This window comes from Micromonospora sp. HB375, from assembly GCF_017872985.1.
In the GTDB taxonomy this organism is placed as follows: Bacteria; Actinomycetota; Actinomycetes; order Mycobacteriales; family Micromonosporaceae; genus Micromonospora; species Micromonospora chalcea.
Map to the genome: position 1 here is coordinate 1,092,328 of NZ_JAGGJO010000001.1, position 15,903 is coordinate 1,108,230.

The window sequence follows — 15,903 nt, forward strand, 5'->3', positions numbered from 1 at the left end:
GGTACGGCGCCGGTCAGCAGAGCGCCGGTTTGACCCAGGAGCACTCCCGTCCCTCCGGTACGCGCGGTGACTCCGGCGCGGCCGGCACGGTACGCCGGGCGGTGGCCGTCTCCCTCTCGGTGTACGCGGCCAGGGCGATCGCGATCTGATCCTCCAGCCCCTTCACCGACGAGGTCAGGTAGTTGTTCAGCACGATCGAGAACGCCAGCAGCCGGCCGTCCGCACTCGTGACGTAGCCGGAGAGCGCTGACGCGCCGGTCAGGCTGCCGGTCTTGGCGTGCACGTTGTTCGCGGCGGCGGTGCCGCTCATCCGGCTGCGCAGCGTCCCGCCGACGAGCCGGTTCGGGTTGCCGGCCACCGGCAGCGCGGCGTACCAGGTGTCGAACCACGGTTCGGCGCGGACCGCCGAGAGCAGCGTGACGAACTGTCCCGGCGGGACGAGGTTGCGCCGGGACAGGCCGGAGCCGTCACGTTGGCGCAGCGTGCCGGTGTCCACCCCGGTGTCGCCCACGTACCCGCTGATCGCGGAGAGCCCGGCGGCCCAGGTGCCGGAGCCGGAGAGCTGCCGGCCGAGTTCCTTGGTGAGCACTTCGGCGTGGCCGTTGTTGGAGAGCTTGAGGAACGGCGCCATGAGGTCGGTCAGCGGCATCGAGTCGTGCCGGGCCAGCGGCTTGGCCGTGTCCGGGGTGGCGGCGCCGAGCACGGTCCGCCCGAGCACCCGTACGCCGTGGCGGCGCAGCGCGGACCGGAACACGTCGGCCGCGTACCCGGTCGGTTCCCAGACCGTCACCCAGTCGCTCTCGGTGGCCTGGCCGAGCGCGATCTGGCCGGTGACCACCACTGTGTTGCCGCCGTGCTCGCGCTCGAACGAGATGGTGCTCTCGCCCTCGGTCACCGTCTCGGCCCGGTTCTCGATGCGCAGCCAGCCGTTGTCCGGAGTCATGGTGATCTTCGGTCGGGCGCCCGCCCGCGTTCCCGGCGCGGCGTGGACGATCACCGTGCCGGCGTCGTAGTCGGTGTCCGGGGCCACGGTGAGCGCGGACACCTGGGCGGCGTAGTAGTAGGGCTCGTCGTCCCAGGTCCAGTCCGGGCCGAGCCGGTCGCGGTCGTACCGGGTGTCGTCGGCGACCAGGTTGCCCGCGACGACCCGTACGCCGGTCGCGGCGACCTGCGCGGCGAGCCGGTCGTAGTCGGCGGCGAGGATGGTGGGGTCGCCTCCGCCGCGCAGGTAGAGGTCGCCGGAGAGCATGCCGGCGTGGCGCGGCCCGTCGGCGCTCACGTCGGTGGTGAACCGGTGGCCCGGTCCGAGCAGTTCCATCGCCGCCGCGGAGGTGAACAGCTTGGTGTTGGAGGCCGGGATGAGCCGTCGCGTCCCGTTGCGGTCGTACAGCGTGCGGCCGGTGGTGGTGTCGACGACGACCACGCCCGCCTGCGCGCCGTCGAGCCGGCTGTCGGCGAGGACGGCGTCGATGGTGGCGTGCAGCCGGGTCTGCGCGGGGGTGGGCGCTTCGGCAGTGGCGGTGGTGGCGCCGGCGGTGGCCGCGGTGGCGACCAGCACCAGCACCGCGAGCGCCCGGGGGAATAGGCGACGATGCATGTGCCGATGCTGCCATGGAGATTTCCTGCGGGAAAGACTCCGGTGTGAAAGGTTATCGCCAGGAGACGTGGCGCGCACCGCGCCGTCTCTGCCCCCAGCCTAGGGATTCGCCGGGCCGAGGGAGGGAAAAGACCTGTACGTGGGCCTTGTCGCCCGCGCGAATCCCGACATCCAGCCATGAGGAGTTCAGCGATGCTGACCATGACCGACAACGCCGTCCTGGTGATCCGTGACCTCGCCGCCCAGCAGGACGTGGCCGACGCCGGTGGGCTGCGCATCGCCGCCGACACCGAGGCCGGTTCGCTCTCCATCGAACTGGTGCCGGAGCCGGTGCGGGGCGACCAGGTGGTGGACACCGAGGGGGCGCGCATCTTCCTCGACTCCGACGCCGCCGAACTGCTGAACGACACCTCGGTGGACGCGGTCGTCGACGACGAGGGCGTGGTGCAGTTCGGGTTCACCGAGAAGGAGTGAGTCAGCCGGCGCGGCGGGACTCCCCGCCGCGCGGCGAGCGGCCGGTACGTCCCCGTTCCGGGACGTCCGGGTCGGCCCACCACGCCCGGCCGCGCTGGTCCCGTTCCGGTCGGATCAGTGCGGCCAGCACCTGCGCCAGGTGGTGGGAGGTGCTCCACGCGATCCAGTTGGCCGGGGAACCTGCGCCCGCGCCGCGCCGGGCCCGCCGGACGATCTCGTGGTCGCCCCAGGAGAAGCCGGCCCCGGCTGCCGGCCAGTGCGCGGCGGCGGTCACCGTGCGGCACAGGTCGGCGAAGCGCTCGTCGCCCCGCCCGCCGCGCCGCGACCAGCGGTAGACCCACCACGCGTCGTCGGTTGCCCAGCGCAGCGTGGGAACCCGGTCGACCGGCTCGTCCGCGCCGCGTACCGCGCAGCTCACGCCGTAGTCGCCGTACCCGAGGTCCAGGTCGGCCAGGCGCTGCCAGAGCGACCAGTCGTACCGGTCCAGCCGGACCGGCTCGTCCACCGGAAGCCGGGACAGGGCCGGCGGCATCCCGCCGGCCGCCACCGTCACCGAGCGCCAGGCGTGCCGCCGGGCCCATTCCGCCGCGCGCCGCACCCGTGGCTCGGCCAGCCGGACGTCCGCGGTGCAGCACACGTCCTCCGCGTCGAGCAGCAGGTCGCACTGCTCCGGCATCAGGCCGGTCAGCCGCCACACCCGCTCCGCGGCGGCCGTCGCGGCGTCCGGCCCGCTTCGGTCCGGGCCGGTGCGCAACCGGACGACCGCGTGGCGCGCCCAGGCCCGTGCCGCCGCGCCGTGCGCGGCCAGCCGCCGGTCGCTGTCCGTCAGGCCGATGACCGGCGCCAGCGGTACGCCCCAACGGACCGGATCGTGTTCCGGGGTGTCCGGAAGCGCCGACACGTCGACGGCGGGCAGCAGCCCGTCCGGCAGTCGAGCCAGCGAGTCCTTGATGGACGGTGCGTCCGCCGCGACGTCGAGAACCGGTGCGAGCAGCGGGGTGGAGGCTCCGTCGAGATGGGACAGCGCCTCCAGCTCACCGCGCCGCGCGGCCAGCACCGGGCGGTAGACCGGGCCTCGGGGCGACTGCACCATACTTAAATGTAGCCAGCCGATCGCTCTGCGTCATGTTGTGAACGTTTTCGCAGGTCAGAGCCGTTTGCTGTCAGTGATCGGACACTTCATCGGCTGGTTGCCGGGCGGTGCGCCGACATAGCGTCGGAATCATCGAGGGTGACCGCCGACGATCGCCCGAACGCGCACGAACGCCTCCGGCCGGCGTACCGGCGGGAGAGAGGATCACCATGCCCAGCCGCAGAGGTAGGAGGGAAACCACCGGCCAGCCGATCCCGAGCATGCGGGAGGCCGCACGCGCCGACACCGAGATCAACTCGTGTTCGCCGGTCGGGCTGCCGGCCACCGCACGGATGCTGTTCGCCGTGGTCGACGCCGACGGAAAACTCGTCCGCGGCCTCGGCGCCACCTCGGCCACCCGGCTCGCCGCCGGGATGTACCAGGTCGCGTTCGACCAGGACGTGGCCGGAGCGGCGTACGTCGGATCGGTGGGCCCCGCGACGGCGAACGGGCTGGTCCCGCAGGGTGTCATCACCGTGGCGCCGCGCTCGGGTATCGCGAACGCCGTGTTCGTCGAGACGCACGGCACGAGCGGGCACGTGGACCGTCCGTTCCACCTGGCCGTGCTGGCCTGACCGGACGCGCAGACGAGCGCACGGCGCCGCACGACCTCCGGTCGTAACGTCGCCGCGCTCCGGCCGTCTCCCACCGCCGCAGCCGTACAGGCGGTACGCCAGCGGGGACTTGGCTCGACCGGCCCGTCCCGCACCGGTCTTGTCGGCAGCACATGCCCCTTCTCCGGGGATCCAAACCGGATCGGCGTGGGGAATTCCACCATCTGCGACTCCCGGCGTGGCGGGCGCGTGATCGGGGTATGAGCGGGCCATGGAGCATTTCACTATCGCGACAGTCGCCGAGAAGAGTCCCGACTTCCGCCGCGTGCTCTGGACCGGGGAGCGCACCCAGCTGGTCATCATGACCATTCCGCCGGGCGGCGAGATCGGCGAGGAGGTCCACGAGGGCATCGACCAGATCCTCACGTTCGTCAGCGGCACCGGCGAGGCCCGGGTGGCCGGCGAGAAGAAGGAGGTCGTCTCCGGCGACCTCGTGGTCGTCCCGGCCGGCACGAAGCACAACTTCGTCAACACCGGGCCGAACCCGCTGGTGCTCTACACCGTCTACGGCCCGCCGGAGCACGCCGACGGCGCGGTGCACAAGACGAAGGAGGAGGCGGACGCCGCCGAGGAGGCCGGCGAGGACGAGCCGCCGACGTCCTGACGCCCGGTGCGCACGTGTTAAGCGGGGGCCCCTGCTATACCGGAGACGTTAAGAAGGGGCCCCTCCTTGCACCAGGCCGGGGTATTTCAGGCCGGCGCCGGTGTTCAGCACCACCACGCGCTCGCCGGGACGGATCCAGCCACCGGCCCGCAGGTGCCGGGCGGCGGTCAGGCAGGCCGCGCCCTCCGGGCAGAGCAGCAGCCCCTCGCGGGCGGCGAAGTCGCGCAGGTCGGTGAGGATCTCCGCGTCGTCCACGGCGATCGCGGTGCCGGCGCTCTCCCGCAGCGCGGACAGGATCAGCTCGTCGCCGAGCGGGGCGGGCACGGTGATGCCGAACGCGACGGTGCGCGCGTCCTCCCACGGGGTGACGCGGTCCTCGCCGGCCGCGAACGCCCGCACGATCGGCGCGCATCCGGTGGACTGCACCGCTACCAGCCGGGGCAGCCGGTCCTCGACCCAGCCCAGCTCGCGCAGCTCGTGCAGCGCCTTGTGGATGCCGATCAGCCCGACGCCCCCGCCGGTCGGGTAGACGATCACGTCGGGCACCTGCCAGCCGAGCTGCTCGACGATCTCGTACCCCATGGTCTTCTTGCCTTCGAGGCGGTACGGCTCGCGCAGCGTGCCCGCGTCGAAGATCCGCCCGTCCGACCCGGCGATCAGCTCGGCGATGTCCCGGCCGGCGTCGTTGATCAGGCCGTCGATCAGCCGCAGGTCCGCGCCGGCGGCGAGGCACTCCTCCCGGCAGATGGTCGGCGCGGCCAACGGCATGGCGATCGTCGCGCCCATCCCGGCCCGCGCCGCGTACGTGGCCCAGGCCGCCCCGGCGTTGCCGTTCGTGGGCATCGCGATGTGCTCCACGCCCAGTTCCCGGGCCCGGCTCACGCCCACCGACGCGCCCCGCGCCTTGAACGACCCGGTCGGGGTCAGCCCCTCGTCCTTGACGAGCAGATCCGCGATGCCGATCTCGTGGCCGTACGCGGGCGCACGCCACATCGGCGTCCAGCCCTCGCCGAGCGTGGTGACGCACCGGGGATCGGCCACCGGCAGCAGCTCCCGGTAGCGCCACAGGTCGGCCGGGCGCAGCCCGAACTGCTCCGGGGCCACGGTGGCGGCCACCTCGGCGAGGTCGTAGCGCGCCAGCAGCGGTGAGCCGCAGCCGCACAGGTTCTGCAACACGTCGGCCGGATGGTCACGACCGCAGCGCGGGCACTCCAGGTGCGTCAGGTGCACGGTGGTCCTCAGCTCGCGTCGATGCTCAGCCAGTGCCGGCTGCGCCGGCCCGGCTCGTACGGGGAGTCGAGGCGTTTCGCCACCACTCCCGGGAGCCCCTGCTCACGGGCGGCCCGCAGGGCGTCCGCACCGACTCCCGGGAACCACGGCGGAGTCTGCCAGTGCGGACCGGCGAGCGCCAGACCGTCGAGCAGGTCACGGCGTTGCGCGTACGGCACGTCCAGGCTCGGCACGCCCTCCAGCCAGAGCAGGTCGACGGCGAGGAACTGCCCGTCGCGCCGGGTCGGCGGCCGGACCCGCCCGGCCGGGTCGATCCGGACCAGCACGCCGTCCAGCACCGCCTCGGCCGGGGCCAGCGCCTCGGCCATCGCCCGCAGCCAGGGGTACGACCCGGTGACCTCGTTGTCGTCGCCGTCGAGCAGCCGCAGCCGGCCGCCCGAGACGTACGCCATCGCGCGCACGCCCGCCCAGCGCAGCTCGTACCCCCAGGCGTCGGCGTCGCGCGGCAGCCGCCCACCCTCGGCGGGCCGCATCGGGCGGACCAGGTCGGGCATCGGCGTCCAGCCCTCCGGCGCCGGGTCGGTGCGCCTGATCATCCAGTCCCGGCCCCGCCCGCCGGTGGCGAACAGCACGTACCGCCCCTTCGTGCGCTCGCCGTCGAGCACCACGATCACCTCGTCGTCGCGCCACTTCTCGGCCCGGTAGGTGCCGGTGTCGTGCACTGTCATCCGCCCGCCGCCGTACTCCCCGGCGGGAATCTCCCCGTGGAACGTCAGGTACTCCATCGGGTGGTCCTCGGTGTGCACGGCGAGGTGGTTGCGGCCCGGGTCGCGGGGCAGGCCGCGCGGCACCGCCCAGGAGGCGAGCACGCCGTCGTGCTCCAGCCGCAGGTCCCAGTGCAGGCTCCGGGCGTGGTGCTGCTGAATGACGAAGCGGGGCGCGCGCCGCGCGGACCGCTTCCGGCCGGGCGCCCGCTCGGGCACCGGTTCCGGGGTACGCGCGGCGTCCCGTTTGCGCCGGTACTCGTCCAGCCGGTCCGCCATCCCCGCATCCTCCCCCAGACGCGCCGTGCGCGCCGGGATGCCGGTGTGTGTGCGGCGAACCGGGGTAGAACGGGGGACATGGACAGCGACCAGCCCACCCTTCCGCTCGCCGGTGACGTCCGGATCCCGCTGCTCGGCTTCGGGACGTGGCAGGCCACCGGCGAGGCCGGCTTCCAGGCCGTGCTCGCCGCGCTCGACGCCGGCTACCGGCACATCGACACGGCCACCATGTACGGCAACGAGAAGGAGGTCGGGCGGGCGGTCAAGGAGAGCGGGCTGCGCCGCGAGGACGTCTTCATCACCACCAAGCTGCCGCCGGACCGGGTGGGCCGGGAGCGGGAGACCATCGAGGCGAGCCTGGCCGCCCTGGACACCGACTACGTGGACCTGTGGCTGGTGCACTGGCCGCCGTCCGCGCCCGGCGACAGCATCCCGGTGTGGCGGGAGATGCTCGCCGCGCGGGACGAGAACATGGCGCGCACGGTCGGGGTGAGCAACTACTCGATCGGGCAGATCGACGAGCTGATCCAGGCCACCGAGGAGACCCCGGCGGTCAACCAGATCCGCTGGAGCCCCTCGCTGTACGAGCGGCACACGCACGCCGCCCACCGGGACCGGGGCGTGGCGCTGGAGGGGTACAGCCCGTTCAAGACCAGCGACCTGTCCGACCCGGTGCTGGTCCGCATCGCCCAGGCGCACGACGTGTCGCCGGCCCAGGTGGTGCTGCGCTGGCACATCGACCACGAGATCGTGGTCATCCCGAAGTCGGTCACGCCGGAGCGGATCCGGGCCAACGTCGACGTGTTCGGGTTCTCGCTCACCGCCGAGGAGATGCGCGACATCGACGCGCTCGCCGGCTGAGGCGTACCCGGGGGGGAGGGGGCGCGGTCCGCGACGGACCGCGCCCCCTCCCGTGTGCGGTGGTCAGCCCCGGGCGCAGGTGGAGCCGTTGAGCGTGAAGCTGCTCGGTGCCGAGTAGCTGCCGTTGAGCGTCGCCTGGTAGCCGAAGGTGGTCGACGTGCCGGGCGACAGCGTGCCGTTGTAGCCGGCGTCGCGGGCGGTCACCGCGGAGCCGCTCTGGCTGACGGTGGCGTTCCACGCGTTGGTGACGGTCTGCCCGGAGGGCAGGTTGTAGTTGAGGGTCCAGCCGTTGATCGTGCCGGAGCCGGTGTTCTTGACCGTCACCTCGGCGGTGAAGCCGTTGTTCCACACGTTCGCCGCCTTGTAGGTGACGGTGCAGGACGCGCCGCCCGAGGGCGGGGGCGTGGTCGGCGCCGACGTGGTCGGCGGCGGGTTGGAGCCGCCGGTGTTGACGTTCTGCGAGAACGAGTTGACCGCCAGCCCGACGCCGCCCTGCCACGGCTCGAAGCCGGCCTGGATGCTGGTCAGGTACCAGTCGTTCGTGATCGCGCCCCGGTTACGGGTGTCGTTGATGAACGCCAGCGCGTCGAAGCTGAAGCTGGGGATGGCCGACGGCGACAGGTACGAGATGACGTTGTTCGAGCCGTTGCTGCCGCGCCACACCTCCCAGGTCCGGCCCGCGATGTTGGCGGTGCCGACCGGGGAGCCGATGGGCTGGATCGAGCCCTGCCGGTTGAGCCAGATCATGATCTCCATCTGGTTCACGCCGTCCCGCTTCGGCGACGGGTCGAGCCAGATGTCGTACGAGGCGTTGAAGATCGCGCCGCTGACGTAGTTGTAGCTGATGCTGGACGGTGCGCTGCTGATGTTCTTCACCTGCACCGGCAGGTTCGTGCCGGGCGAGCAGTTGGTGTAGTGGCAGCCCACGAAGATCGACGGGTAGGCGACCGGCGCCCCGTTTGTCGGCGCGGAGCCGTCCGCCCGGGTGATCGAGAAGCCGGTGGAGGTGACGTTGATGCACTGCTGGGCGCTGGTGCCCCAGCGGTTGTTCTGCACCACGTACTTGCCGCCGATGGTGGTCGAGCCGTACTGCTCGCAGATCTGCGTGTCGGCGGAGGCGGTGCCGCCGAGCGCTACGGCGACGATGGTGCCGGCGGCCAGCAGGCCGGCTGCGGCGAGAGCCCTGAGTGGACGCTTCATGATGCTCCTTGGCTCGGCGCGGGGACGGCGCCGGTTCGGTCGGTGCTACGGACGGGAGCGCTCCCACGGTGCAGGGAATACATTTACATGTCTCAAATCATTGCGCAAATGCGCCGGGCTCGTTAACGCTCCGCGTACGGCCGGTGGTGCGACCGAGTGCCGCGGCCGACCCCTTCCCCCAGATGGAGGCGGGATTCCTGCCGGTGGGACGGGGTGTGCCGCCGACCGGCGGTCCGTGCCAGGGCGAGCGGGCACTTCCGCCGCCTGGTTGCGGCGAGTAATGTCTTGCCTCCAACGCGTGCCGTTCCCCTCCGGAGGCGTAACCCACCATGGGTGGTTCACCCCTGCGCGTCCTCGTCGTCGGCGCGGGCATCGCCGGACTCGCCGTCGCCCGGGCGCTTCGCCTGGCGGGATTCCGGCCCGACGTCACCGAGCGGCTGCCACCCGCGGAGTCGACAGACACCGGCCTCTACCTGCCGGGCAACGCGGCCCGGGCGATGCGCCGGCTCGACCTCGACGGCCCGCTGCGCCCGCTCGGCCAGGTGATCCACCGGCAGCGCTTCCTCGACGCCGCCGGTGCGCCGCTGTGCGAGGTCGACCTCGACGCGCTCTGGACCGGAGTGGGGGAATGCCGGGCGCTGCCCCGGGCCGAGCTGCACCGGGTGCTGCTCACCGGCGCCGGCGGCGCGGTCCGCCACGGCGCCGAGGTCAGCACCGTCGACCCGCTGCCCGGAGGCGTGGCGGTCGGCTTCACCGACGGCACCAGCGCGGAGTACGACCTGGTAGTCGGCGCGGACGGGCCACGCTCGGCGGTACGCACGCTCGCCGCGCTCGGCGGGCCGCCCCGCCCCGCCGGTCACGTGGTCTACCGGGCCCTCGTGCGCGGCGGCCCGCCGATCGCCGACTGGACCGCCCTGCTCGGCCAGCGGGCCGGGTTCCTGGTGGTGCCGCTCGGCGCCGGGCGGCTCTACTGCTACGCCGACGAGGCCGGCACCGACCTGCCCGCCGACCCGCTCGCCCGGCTGCGCGAGCTGTTCGGCTCCTACGGCGGCCCCGTCCCGGAGGTGCTGGACGCGCTGGAGACGGTGTGCGTCGAGCGCACCGAGGAAGTCGAGCTGGGGCGGTGGTTCCACGGCCGGGTGCTGCTCGTCGGTGACGCCGCTCACGCCACCGCGCCGACGCTCTCCCAGGGCGCGGCCATGGCGCTGGAGGACGCCGTCGTGCTCGCCGAGTCGCTGCGCGCCGCCGGCAGCGTCGACGCCGCGCTGCTGGCGTACGAGAGTCGCCGCCGCCCGCGTACCCGCTGGGTGCGGGACCGGACCCGGGACCGCAACCGCACCCGCGACGTGCCGCCGGCGCTGCGCGACCCGTTGCTGCGCGGACGCGGCGGACGGATCTTCCGGGAGCACTACCGGCTCCTGACCGGCCCGCTCTAGGCGGCCGGAGATCGTAGCCGCCCACCCCACGCGGCGGGGCCACCTACCGGGGACTATCCTCCTTGCGGATGACGGCTGCGCCGATGACCAGCGCGCCGAGCGGGACAACCAGAACCGGAGGCCACTCGTGACCACCGTCGCACCCAAGCCGGTCGTGACCCGGCCCTGGCCGGTCCGGGAGCCGGTCAAGGGGTCGGCCCTCGCGCGGCTGTTGCGCACCACGGACGCGAAGCAGATCGGGATCATGTACATGGTCACCGCGTTCGTGTTCTTCATGATCGGTGGCCTGATGGCCCTGATCATGCGAGCCGAACTCGCGCGGCCGGGCCTGCAGTTCCTGTCGCCCGAGCAGTACAACCAGCTCTTCACGATGCACGGCACGATCATGCTGCTGTTCTTCGCGACGCCGATCGTGTTCGCCTTCGCGAACTACGTGGTGCCGCTGCAGATCGGCGCGCCGGACGTGTCGTTCCCGCGGCTCAACGCCTTCGCGTACTGGCTCTACCTGTTCGGCGGCACGCTCGCCACGGCGGGCTTCATCGCCCCCGGCGGCGCGGCCGACTTCGGCTGGACCGCGTACACGCCGCTGAGCACCGCCGACCACGCCCCGGGCGTCGGCGCGAACATGTGGGTCGTCGGCCTGGCCATCTCCGGTCTGGGCACGATCCTCGGCGCGGTCAACCTGATCACCACGATCCTGACCCTGCGCGCGCCCGGCATGACCATGTTCCGGATGCCGATCTTCACCTGGAACATGCTGGTCACCAGCCTGCTGGCGATCCTGGTCTTCCCGCTGCTGGCCGCCGCGCTGTTCGCGCTCGCCGCGGACCGCCTGATGGGCGCCCACGTGTACGACCCGGCGACCGGCGGGCCGATGCTGTGGCAGCACCTGTTCTGGTTCTTCGGCCACCCCGAGGTGTACATCATCGCGCTGCCGTTCTTCGGCATCATCAGCGAGATCATCCCGGTGTTCTCCCGGAAGCCGATCTTCGGCTACAAGGGCCTGGTGGCCGCCACCATCGCCATCGCCGCGCTGTCGATGAGCGTCTGGGCGCACCACATGTTCGCCACCGGCCAGGTGCTGCTGCCGTTCTTCAGCTTCCTGAGCTACCTGATCGCGGTGCCCACCGGTATGAAGTTCTTCAACTGGATCGGCACCATGTGGCGGGGCCAGATCACCTTCGAGACGCCGATGCTGTTCTCGATCGGCTTCCTGGTGACGTTCCTCTTCGGTGGTCTCACCGGTGTGCTGCTGGCCAGCCCGCCGCTCGACTTCCACCTGCACGACTCGTACTTCGTGGTGGCGCACTTCCACTACGTGCTCTTCGGCACCATCGTGTTCGCCGTCTTCGCCGGCATCTACTTCTGGTTCCCGAAGATGTTCGGCCGGATGCTGGACGAGCGCCTCGGTAAGATCCACTTCTGGCTCACCATGATCGGCTTCCACACCACGTTCCTGGTGCAGCACTGGCTGGGCAACGAGGGCATGCCGCGCCGGTACGCCGACTACCAGGCCATCGACGGCTTCACCACGCTGAACACGATCTCCACGATCGGCGCGTTCATCACCGGTATCTCGACGCTGCCGTTCATCTGGAACTGCTGGAAGTCGTACAAGACCGGCCCGGTCGTCGAGGTCGACGACCCGTGGGGCTACGGCAACTCGCTCGAGTGGGCCACCAGCTCCCCGCCGCCGCTGCGCAACTTCGACCGCATGCCGCGCATCCGCTCCGAGCGGCCGGCCTTCGACGCGAAGTTCCCCGAGCTGGCCGCCGGGCAGAGCCTGGCCGGACCGCCCGAGGGTGGTGCCAAGCCGCTGACCAGCGAGGTCAACGGTGGCGCCAGCTACCAGGAGGACACCGCAGGCAACCTCGACCAGCGCTGAGTTTCGCGCCGTCACGTCGAGCCGGGCGCCGCACTCCCCAACCGGGGGTGCGGCGCCCGCCCTTTTCCCTGCCCGCCCTGTCCCGCCTGTCCCGATCCGCCCGTCCCCGTCGATCATGAAGTTGACGGCAGTCCGTGTCCGTTTTGTCGCTGCCAACCTCATGATCGACGGGGTGAGGCGGGGTGAGGCGGGGGCGCGGCACCAGTTCGGGGAAGTGGTGGTGTCCGGGGTACCTGGACCCAGCCACTTCCCCGTTCTGGCTTCGCTCTGCCTTGGGCGCTCCGGTGATCAAGGTTGTGTCGTCCTGGGGTGCCTGAGGGGACGCCAACTCCTTGGTCAACTTGCAGGGTGGTGGGGTTCGGGGCCGGGGACATCGCGCGGGCACCAGTTCGGGGGAGTGGGGGTATCCGGGGTGCGTGGACCCAGCCACTTCCCCGTTTTGGCTCCGCCCCTGCCTCGGGCGCTCCGGTGATCAAGGGGTTTGTGTGGTCCTGCGGTGCCTGAGGGGACGCCAACTCCTTGGTCAACTTCGGGGAGGGTGGGGTTCCGGGCCGGCGGGGGCGTCACGCAGGCACATGTTCGGGGGAGTGGGGGTGTCAAGGGCACCTGGACCCAGCCACTTCCCCGTTCTGGCCTCGCCCTCCGCCTCGCGGAGACACGAACTCCGGCCGAGGGGTCAGCGGGAGGCGAGGGCCAGGTCGGGGTCCGGGATCGGGGTGCGGCGGTGGCGCAGCTCGATCGGGAGCACCACCAGCGCCACCAGCGCCCCGATCGCGCCGGTGACCGCGAAGCCCCACGCGGGCGCGGAGGCGTCGATCACCGCGCCGGCCAGCGGCGCGCCGAGCGCGATGCCCACCGTCACGGCGGAGCCGTGCAGCCCCATCGCCACACCGCGTACGGAGGGCGGGGCCAGCCGGCTGACCGCGTCGGAGGTGGACGCGAGGGTGGGCGCGCAGAGCGCACCGGCCGGGATCAGCGCGAGACAGAGCAGCCACCAGTGCGATCCGCCCAGCCCGACCGGGATGGTGGCGAGGCTCAGCACCGCCACCAGCGCCAGCGGGGAGAACGAGCGGCGTACCGCGCCGTACGCGAAGCCACCCACCAGCGAGGCGACCGCCCAGGCGGCGAGCACGACGCCGGTCCAGCCGACCTCGCCGCCGGAGCGGAGCACGGCGACCACTGCGACGTCGGTGCCGCCGAGCACGAGGGTGGCGGCGAGGCTGACCGCCAGCACGGCGAGCAGGCGCGGGGTGAGCCACTCGCGGCGGTGTACCGGGCGCTGCGGCCCGGTCTGCTCGTCGGCGGCCCGCACCGGCGGGTTGAGCAGCCAGAAGCAGATGCCGGAGCCGACGATCCCGGCGCCGACCGCCCACAGCGTCAGGCGCGGCGTGACGGCGGTGGCCAGGGCGACGGCGAGCGCCGGGCCGACCATGAACGACAGCTCCATCGCCATCGAGTCCAGCGCGTACGCGGGGCGGCGCTTCTCGGCCGGCACGAGCGCGGCGATCGACTGGCGGATCATCGAGAAGATCGGCAGCGCGAGCAGCCCGGCGAGGAACGCGGCCGGCAGCAGCACCGGGTACGGCAGTGTGGGCGCGGCGGACCAGAACAGCGCCTCGGCGACGGTGGTGAGCACCAGCACCGGCCGCAGTCCCCGGCGGTCGATGAGCCGCCCGAGCAGCGGGGCGCCGACCGCCGCGCCGATGGTCGACGCGGCGCCGACCAGGCCGGCGGCGCCGTAGCCGCGGCCCAGGTCGAGCACCACGTAGAAGGTGAGCGTCACCCCGGTGGCGGTGAGCGGCACGCGGGCCAGCACCGACACCAGCAGCAACGATCGGACACCGGGTAGGGCGAGCGCCTCCCGGTAAGGCTTCAGGTTCACGACGGTCCGTACCTCCGGCGTCATCCTGGGGCCGGGGTACGACACCCGCAAGCGATTACCGGGTCAAGCGGTGGCGATCACAGGCTCGCCCACCATTGTCACCCCGGCGCCGTCGAGGGCCCGCAGCGCCACGTCGAGCGTGTCCGGCGCGACGGCGGCGGTCAGGTCGAGCAGCACAGTGGTCCGGAAACCCTCCCGGGCGGCGTCCAGCGCGGTCGCGCGCACGCAGTGGTCGGTGGCGATGCCGACCACGTCGACCCGGTCCACGTCGTGCCGGCGCAGCCAGTCGGCCAGGCACTCGCCGTCGGGCGCATGGCCTTCGAAACCGGAGTACGCGGCCGCGTGCTCGCCCTTGTGGAAGATCGCCTCCACCCGGTCGGTCGCCAGCTCGGGGTGGAACTCGGAGCCGGAGGTGCCGACCACGCAGTGCCGGGGCCAGGAGTCGACGTAGTCCGGCGGGTCGCCGAAGTGCGCGCCCGGGTCGATGTGGTAGTCCTTCGTCGCGACCACGTGGTCCCACCGGTCCGGCTCGGCGGCGAGCAGCCGGGAGATCCCGGCGGCCACTCCCGCCCCGCCGCCGACCGCGAGGGAGCCGCCCTCGCAGAAGTCGTTCTGCACGTCCACGATGATCAGGGCGTTCGCCATCGGGTTCCTCCTCAGCTCGCGGGTACGACGGTGACGGGGACGGCCGGGTCGCCGGCGGAGAGCTTGAGCCCCTCCCACGGGATGGAGATCAGGCACTGACGCAGGTGGTCCCGCGACTCCTCCAGCGTGGGCAGTGTCTCCGGCTCGCCCGACACCACGTACGAGCGCTGGAGCAACCGGTCGTTGGGCTGCCGGTCCGGCACGCCCTGCGGGACGATGACCTCCTCGGTGGCGGTCCCGGTCGGCTTGTGCCGGCGGACCGCGACCTTCCGGCCGCCGATGGTGGCCTTGTGCTCGGAGCGTTTGACCACCGGCCGCCCCTCCACCTCGACCAGCTTGTAGACCAGTCCGGCGGTGGGCGCGCCGGAGCCGGTCACCACTGCGGTGCCGGCGCCGTACATGTCCACCGGTTCGGCGGCGAGCGCGGCGATGGCGTACTCGTCGAGGTCACCGGAGACGATGATCTTCGTCTCGGTGGCGCCGAGCGAGTCGAGCAGCTCGCGGGACTGCTGGGCGATCACCGCGAGGTCGCCGGAGTCGATCCGGACCGCCCGCAGCTCCGGCCCGGCCACCGCGATCGCGTTGCGGATGCCCTGGGCGATGTCGTACGTGTCGACCAGCAGCGTGGTGTCCTTGCCCAGCGTGGCGACCTGGGACGCGAACGCGGCCCGCTCGTCGTCGTGCAGCAGCGTGAAGGCGTGCGCGGCGGTGCCCGCGGTGGGGATGCCGTAGCGCTGCCCGGCGGCCAGGTTGGAGGTGAACCGGAAGCCGGCCAGGTACGCGGCCCGCGCCGCGGCGACGGCAGCCTCCTCGTGCGCGCGGCGGGAGCCCATCTCGATCAGCGCCCGCCCCCGTGCGGCGGTGACCATCCGGGCCGCGGCGGCGGCGACCGCGCAGTCGTGGTTGAGCACCGACAGCACGAGCGTCTCCAGCACCACGCACTCGGCGAACGTGCCGGACACGGTGAGGATCGGGGAGCCGGGGAAGAACAGCTCGCCCTCGGCGTAGCCGTCGATGTCGCCGGTGAAGCGGTAGTCGGCCAGCCACTGCGCGGCCCGGTCGTCCACCACACCGGTACGGCGCAGGAAGTCGATCTCGGCCGGGTCGAACCGGAAGTCGCGGATCATCTCGATCAACCGGCCGGTGCCGGCGACCACCCCGTACCGGCGCCCGGCCGGCAGCCGCCGGCTGAACACCTCGAAGACGCAGCTCCGGTCGGCCGTGCCGTCACGCAGCGCGGCGCTGACCATGGTCAGCTCGTAGTGGTCGGTCAGCAGCGCGGGGCGAAGGGTGCTCACCG

14 protein-coding genes are annotated in these 15,903 nt (G+C 72.4%); 6 read left to right on the forward strand and 8 right to left on the reverse strand.

The window, feature by feature from the left end:
• Positions 1 to 13: 13 nt before the first annotated feature.
• Entirely contained in the window at positions 14 to 1,597 is a 1,584-nt protein-coding gene (dacB, locus tag J3R08_RS05320; protein ID WP_209960231.1) for a D-alanyl-D-alanine carboxypeptidase/D-alanyl-D-alanine-endopeptidase, read from the reverse strand.
• A 192-nt stretch (positions 1,598 to 1,789) separates the two neighbouring features.
• Here dacB and J3R08_RS05325 point away from each other — a divergent pair, with 192 nt between their 5' ends.
• Positions 1,790 to 2,071, forward strand: coding sequence for an iron-sulfur cluster biosynthesis family protein (locus J3R08_RS05325; protein WP_030501863.1), 282 nt, complete (start codon positions 1,790 to 1,792; stop codon positions 2,069 to 2,071).
• A gap of 1 nt (position 2,072) precedes the next feature.
• Here J3R08_RS05325 and J3R08_RS05330 read toward each other — a convergent pair whose 3' ends face one another.
• On the reverse strand, positions 2,073 to 3,164 hold the full coding sequence (locus J3R08_RS05330) for a hypothetical protein (protein ID WP_209960233.1): 1,092 nt from the start codon (positions 3,162 to 3,164) through the stop codon (positions 2,073 to 2,075).
• Positions 3,165 to 3,373: 209 nt separating this feature from the next.
• Here J3R08_RS05330 and J3R08_RS05335 point away from each other — a divergent pair, with 209 nt between their 5' ends.
• Positions 3,374 to 3,778 carry a hypothetical protein gene (locus tag J3R08_RS05335; protein WP_043326228.1) on the forward strand — a complete coding sequence of 135 codons (405 nt, stop codon included), beginning with the start codon at positions 3,374 to 3,376 and terminating at the stop codon, positions 3,776 to 3,778.
• Between the two features lie 250 nt (positions 3,779 to 4,028).
• A complete protein-coding gene (locus J3R08_RS05340; RefSeq protein WP_113971905.1) occupies positions 4,029 to 4,421 on the forward strand; it encodes a cupin domain-containing protein in 393 nt (130 codons plus the stop codon).
• Between the two features lie 48 nt (positions 4,422 to 4,469).
• On the opposite strand, the gene J3R08_RS05345 is transcribed toward J3R08_RS05340, so the two are convergent.
• Both J3R08_RS05345 and J3R08_RS05350 read right to left on the reverse strand, forming a co-directional pair.
• The gene (locus J3R08_RS05345) at positions 4,470 to 5,651 is read right to left on the reverse strand and encodes a threonine synthase (protein ID WP_209960235.1); all 1,182 of its coding nucleotides are present in this window, start codon (positions 5,649 to 5,651) and stop codon (positions 4,470 to 4,472) included.
• Positions 5,652 to 5,659: 8 nt separating this feature from the next.
• Entirely contained in the window at positions 5,660 to 6,694 is a 1,035-nt protein-coding gene (locus tag J3R08_RS05350; protein ID WP_064446916.1) for a DNA polymerase ligase N-terminal domain-containing protein, read from the reverse strand.
• Positions 6,695 to 6,772: 78 nt separating this feature from the next.
• Here J3R08_RS05350 and J3R08_RS05355 point away from each other — a divergent pair, with 78 nt between their 5' ends.
• Positions 6,773 to 7,555 (forward strand): aldo/keto reductase, encoded by a 783-nt coding sequence (locus J3R08_RS05355; protein ID WP_043326222.1) that lies wholly within the window; start codon positions 6,773 to 6,775, stop codon positions 7,553 to 7,555.
• Positions 7,556 to 7,618: 63 nt separating this feature from the next.
• Here J3R08_RS05355 and J3R08_RS05360 read toward each other — a convergent pair whose 3' ends face one another.
• Complete coding sequence (locus J3R08_RS05360; protein WP_064446917.1) at positions 7,619 to 8,755, reverse strand: cellulose binding domain-containing protein; 1,137 nt, start codon at positions 8,753 to 8,755, stop codon at positions 7,619 to 7,621.
• Positions 8,756 to 9,084: 329 nt separating this feature from the next.
• On the opposite strand from J3R08_RS05360, the gene J3R08_RS05365 reads away from it, so the two are divergent.
• Both J3R08_RS05365 and ctaD read left to right on the forward strand, forming a co-directional pair.
• Positions 9,085 to 10,191 (forward strand): FAD-dependent monooxygenase, encoded by a 1,107-nt coding sequence (locus tag J3R08_RS05365; RefSeq protein WP_064446918.1) that lies wholly within the window; start codon positions 9,085 to 9,087, stop codon positions 10,189 to 10,191.
• A 127-nt stretch (positions 10,192 to 10,318) separates the two neighbouring features.
• Entirely contained in the window at positions 10,319 to 12,076 is a 1,758-nt protein-coding gene (ctaD, locus tag J3R08_RS05370) for a cytochrome c oxidase subunit I (protein WP_043326216.1), read from the forward strand.
• 676 nt (positions 12,077 to 12,752) lie between these two features.
• On the opposite strand, the gene J3R08_RS05375 is transcribed toward ctaD, so the two are convergent.
• Genes J3R08_RS05375 through J3R08_RS05385 form a run of 3 tightly spaced genes read right to left on the reverse strand, consistent with a single transcriptional unit; the run spans position 12,753 to position 15,901 of the window.
• Entirely contained in the window at positions 12,753 to 13,982 is a 1,230-nt protein-coding gene (locus tag J3R08_RS05375; protein WP_069087529.1) for an MFS transporter, read from the reverse strand.
• A 39-nt stretch (positions 13,983 to 14,021) separates the two neighbouring features.
• A complete protein-coding gene (locus J3R08_RS05380; RefSeq protein ID WP_043326212.1) occupies positions 14,022 to 14,603 on the reverse strand; it encodes an isochorismatase family protein in 582 nt (193 codons plus the stop codon).
• 11 nt (positions 14,604 to 14,614) lie between these two features.
• On the reverse strand, positions 14,615 to 15,901 hold the full coding sequence (locus J3R08_RS05385; RefSeq protein WP_043326210.1) for a nicotinate phosphoribosyltransferase: 1,287 nt from the start codon (positions 15,899 to 15,901) through the stop codon (positions 14,615 to 14,617).
• Positions 15,902 to 15,903 lie beyond the last annotated feature (2 nt).

What these genes read in the sequence shown, in the direction of transcription:
- dacB (WP_209960231.1), bottom strand. Translation starts at nt 1,597, where the DNA reads ATGCATCGTCGCCTATTCCCCCGGGCGCTCGCGGTGCTGGTGCTGGTC.
- J3R08_RS05325 (WP_030501863.1), top strand. Translation starts at nt 1,790, where the DNA reads ATGCTGACCATGACCGACAACGCCGTCCTGGTGATCCGTGACCTCGCC.
- J3R08_RS05330 (WP_209960233.1), bottom strand. Translation starts at nt 3,164, where the DNA reads ATGGTGCAGTCGCCCCGAGGCCCGGTCTACCGCCCGGTGCTGGCCGCG.
- J3R08_RS05335 (WP_043326228.1), top strand. Translation starts at nt 3,374, where the DNA reads ATGCCCAGCCGCAGAGGTAGGAGGGAAACCACCGGCCAGCCGATCCCG.
- J3R08_RS05340 (WP_113971905.1), top strand. Translation starts at nt 4,029, where the DNA reads ATGGAGCATTTCACTATCGCGACAGTCGCCGAGAAGAGTCCCGACTTC.
- J3R08_RS05350 (WP_064446916.1), bottom strand. Translation starts at nt 6,694, where the DNA reads ATGGCGGACCGGCTGGACGAGTACCGGCGCAAACGGGACGCCGCGCGT.
- J3R08_RS05355 (WP_043326222.1), top strand. Translation starts at nt 6,773, where the DNA reads ATGGACAGCGACCAGCCCACCCTTCCGCTCGCCGGTGACGTCCGGATC.
- J3R08_RS05360 (WP_064446917.1), bottom strand. Translation starts at nt 8,755, where the DNA reads ATGAAGCGTCCACTCAGGGCTCTCGCCGCAGCCGGCCTGCTGGCCGCC.
- J3R08_RS05365 (WP_064446918.1), top strand. Translation starts at nt 9,085, where the DNA reads ATGGGTGGTTCACCCCTGCGCGTCCTCGTCGTCGGCGCGGGCATCGCC.
- J3R08_RS05375 (WP_069087529.1), bottom strand. Translation starts at nt 13,982, where the DNA reads ATGACGCCGGAGGTACGGACCGTCGTGAACCTGAAGCCTTACCGGGAG.
- J3R08_RS05380 (WP_043326212.1), bottom strand. Translation starts at nt 14,603, where the DNA reads ATGGCGAACGCCCTGATCATCGTGGACGTGCAGAACGACTTCTGCGAG.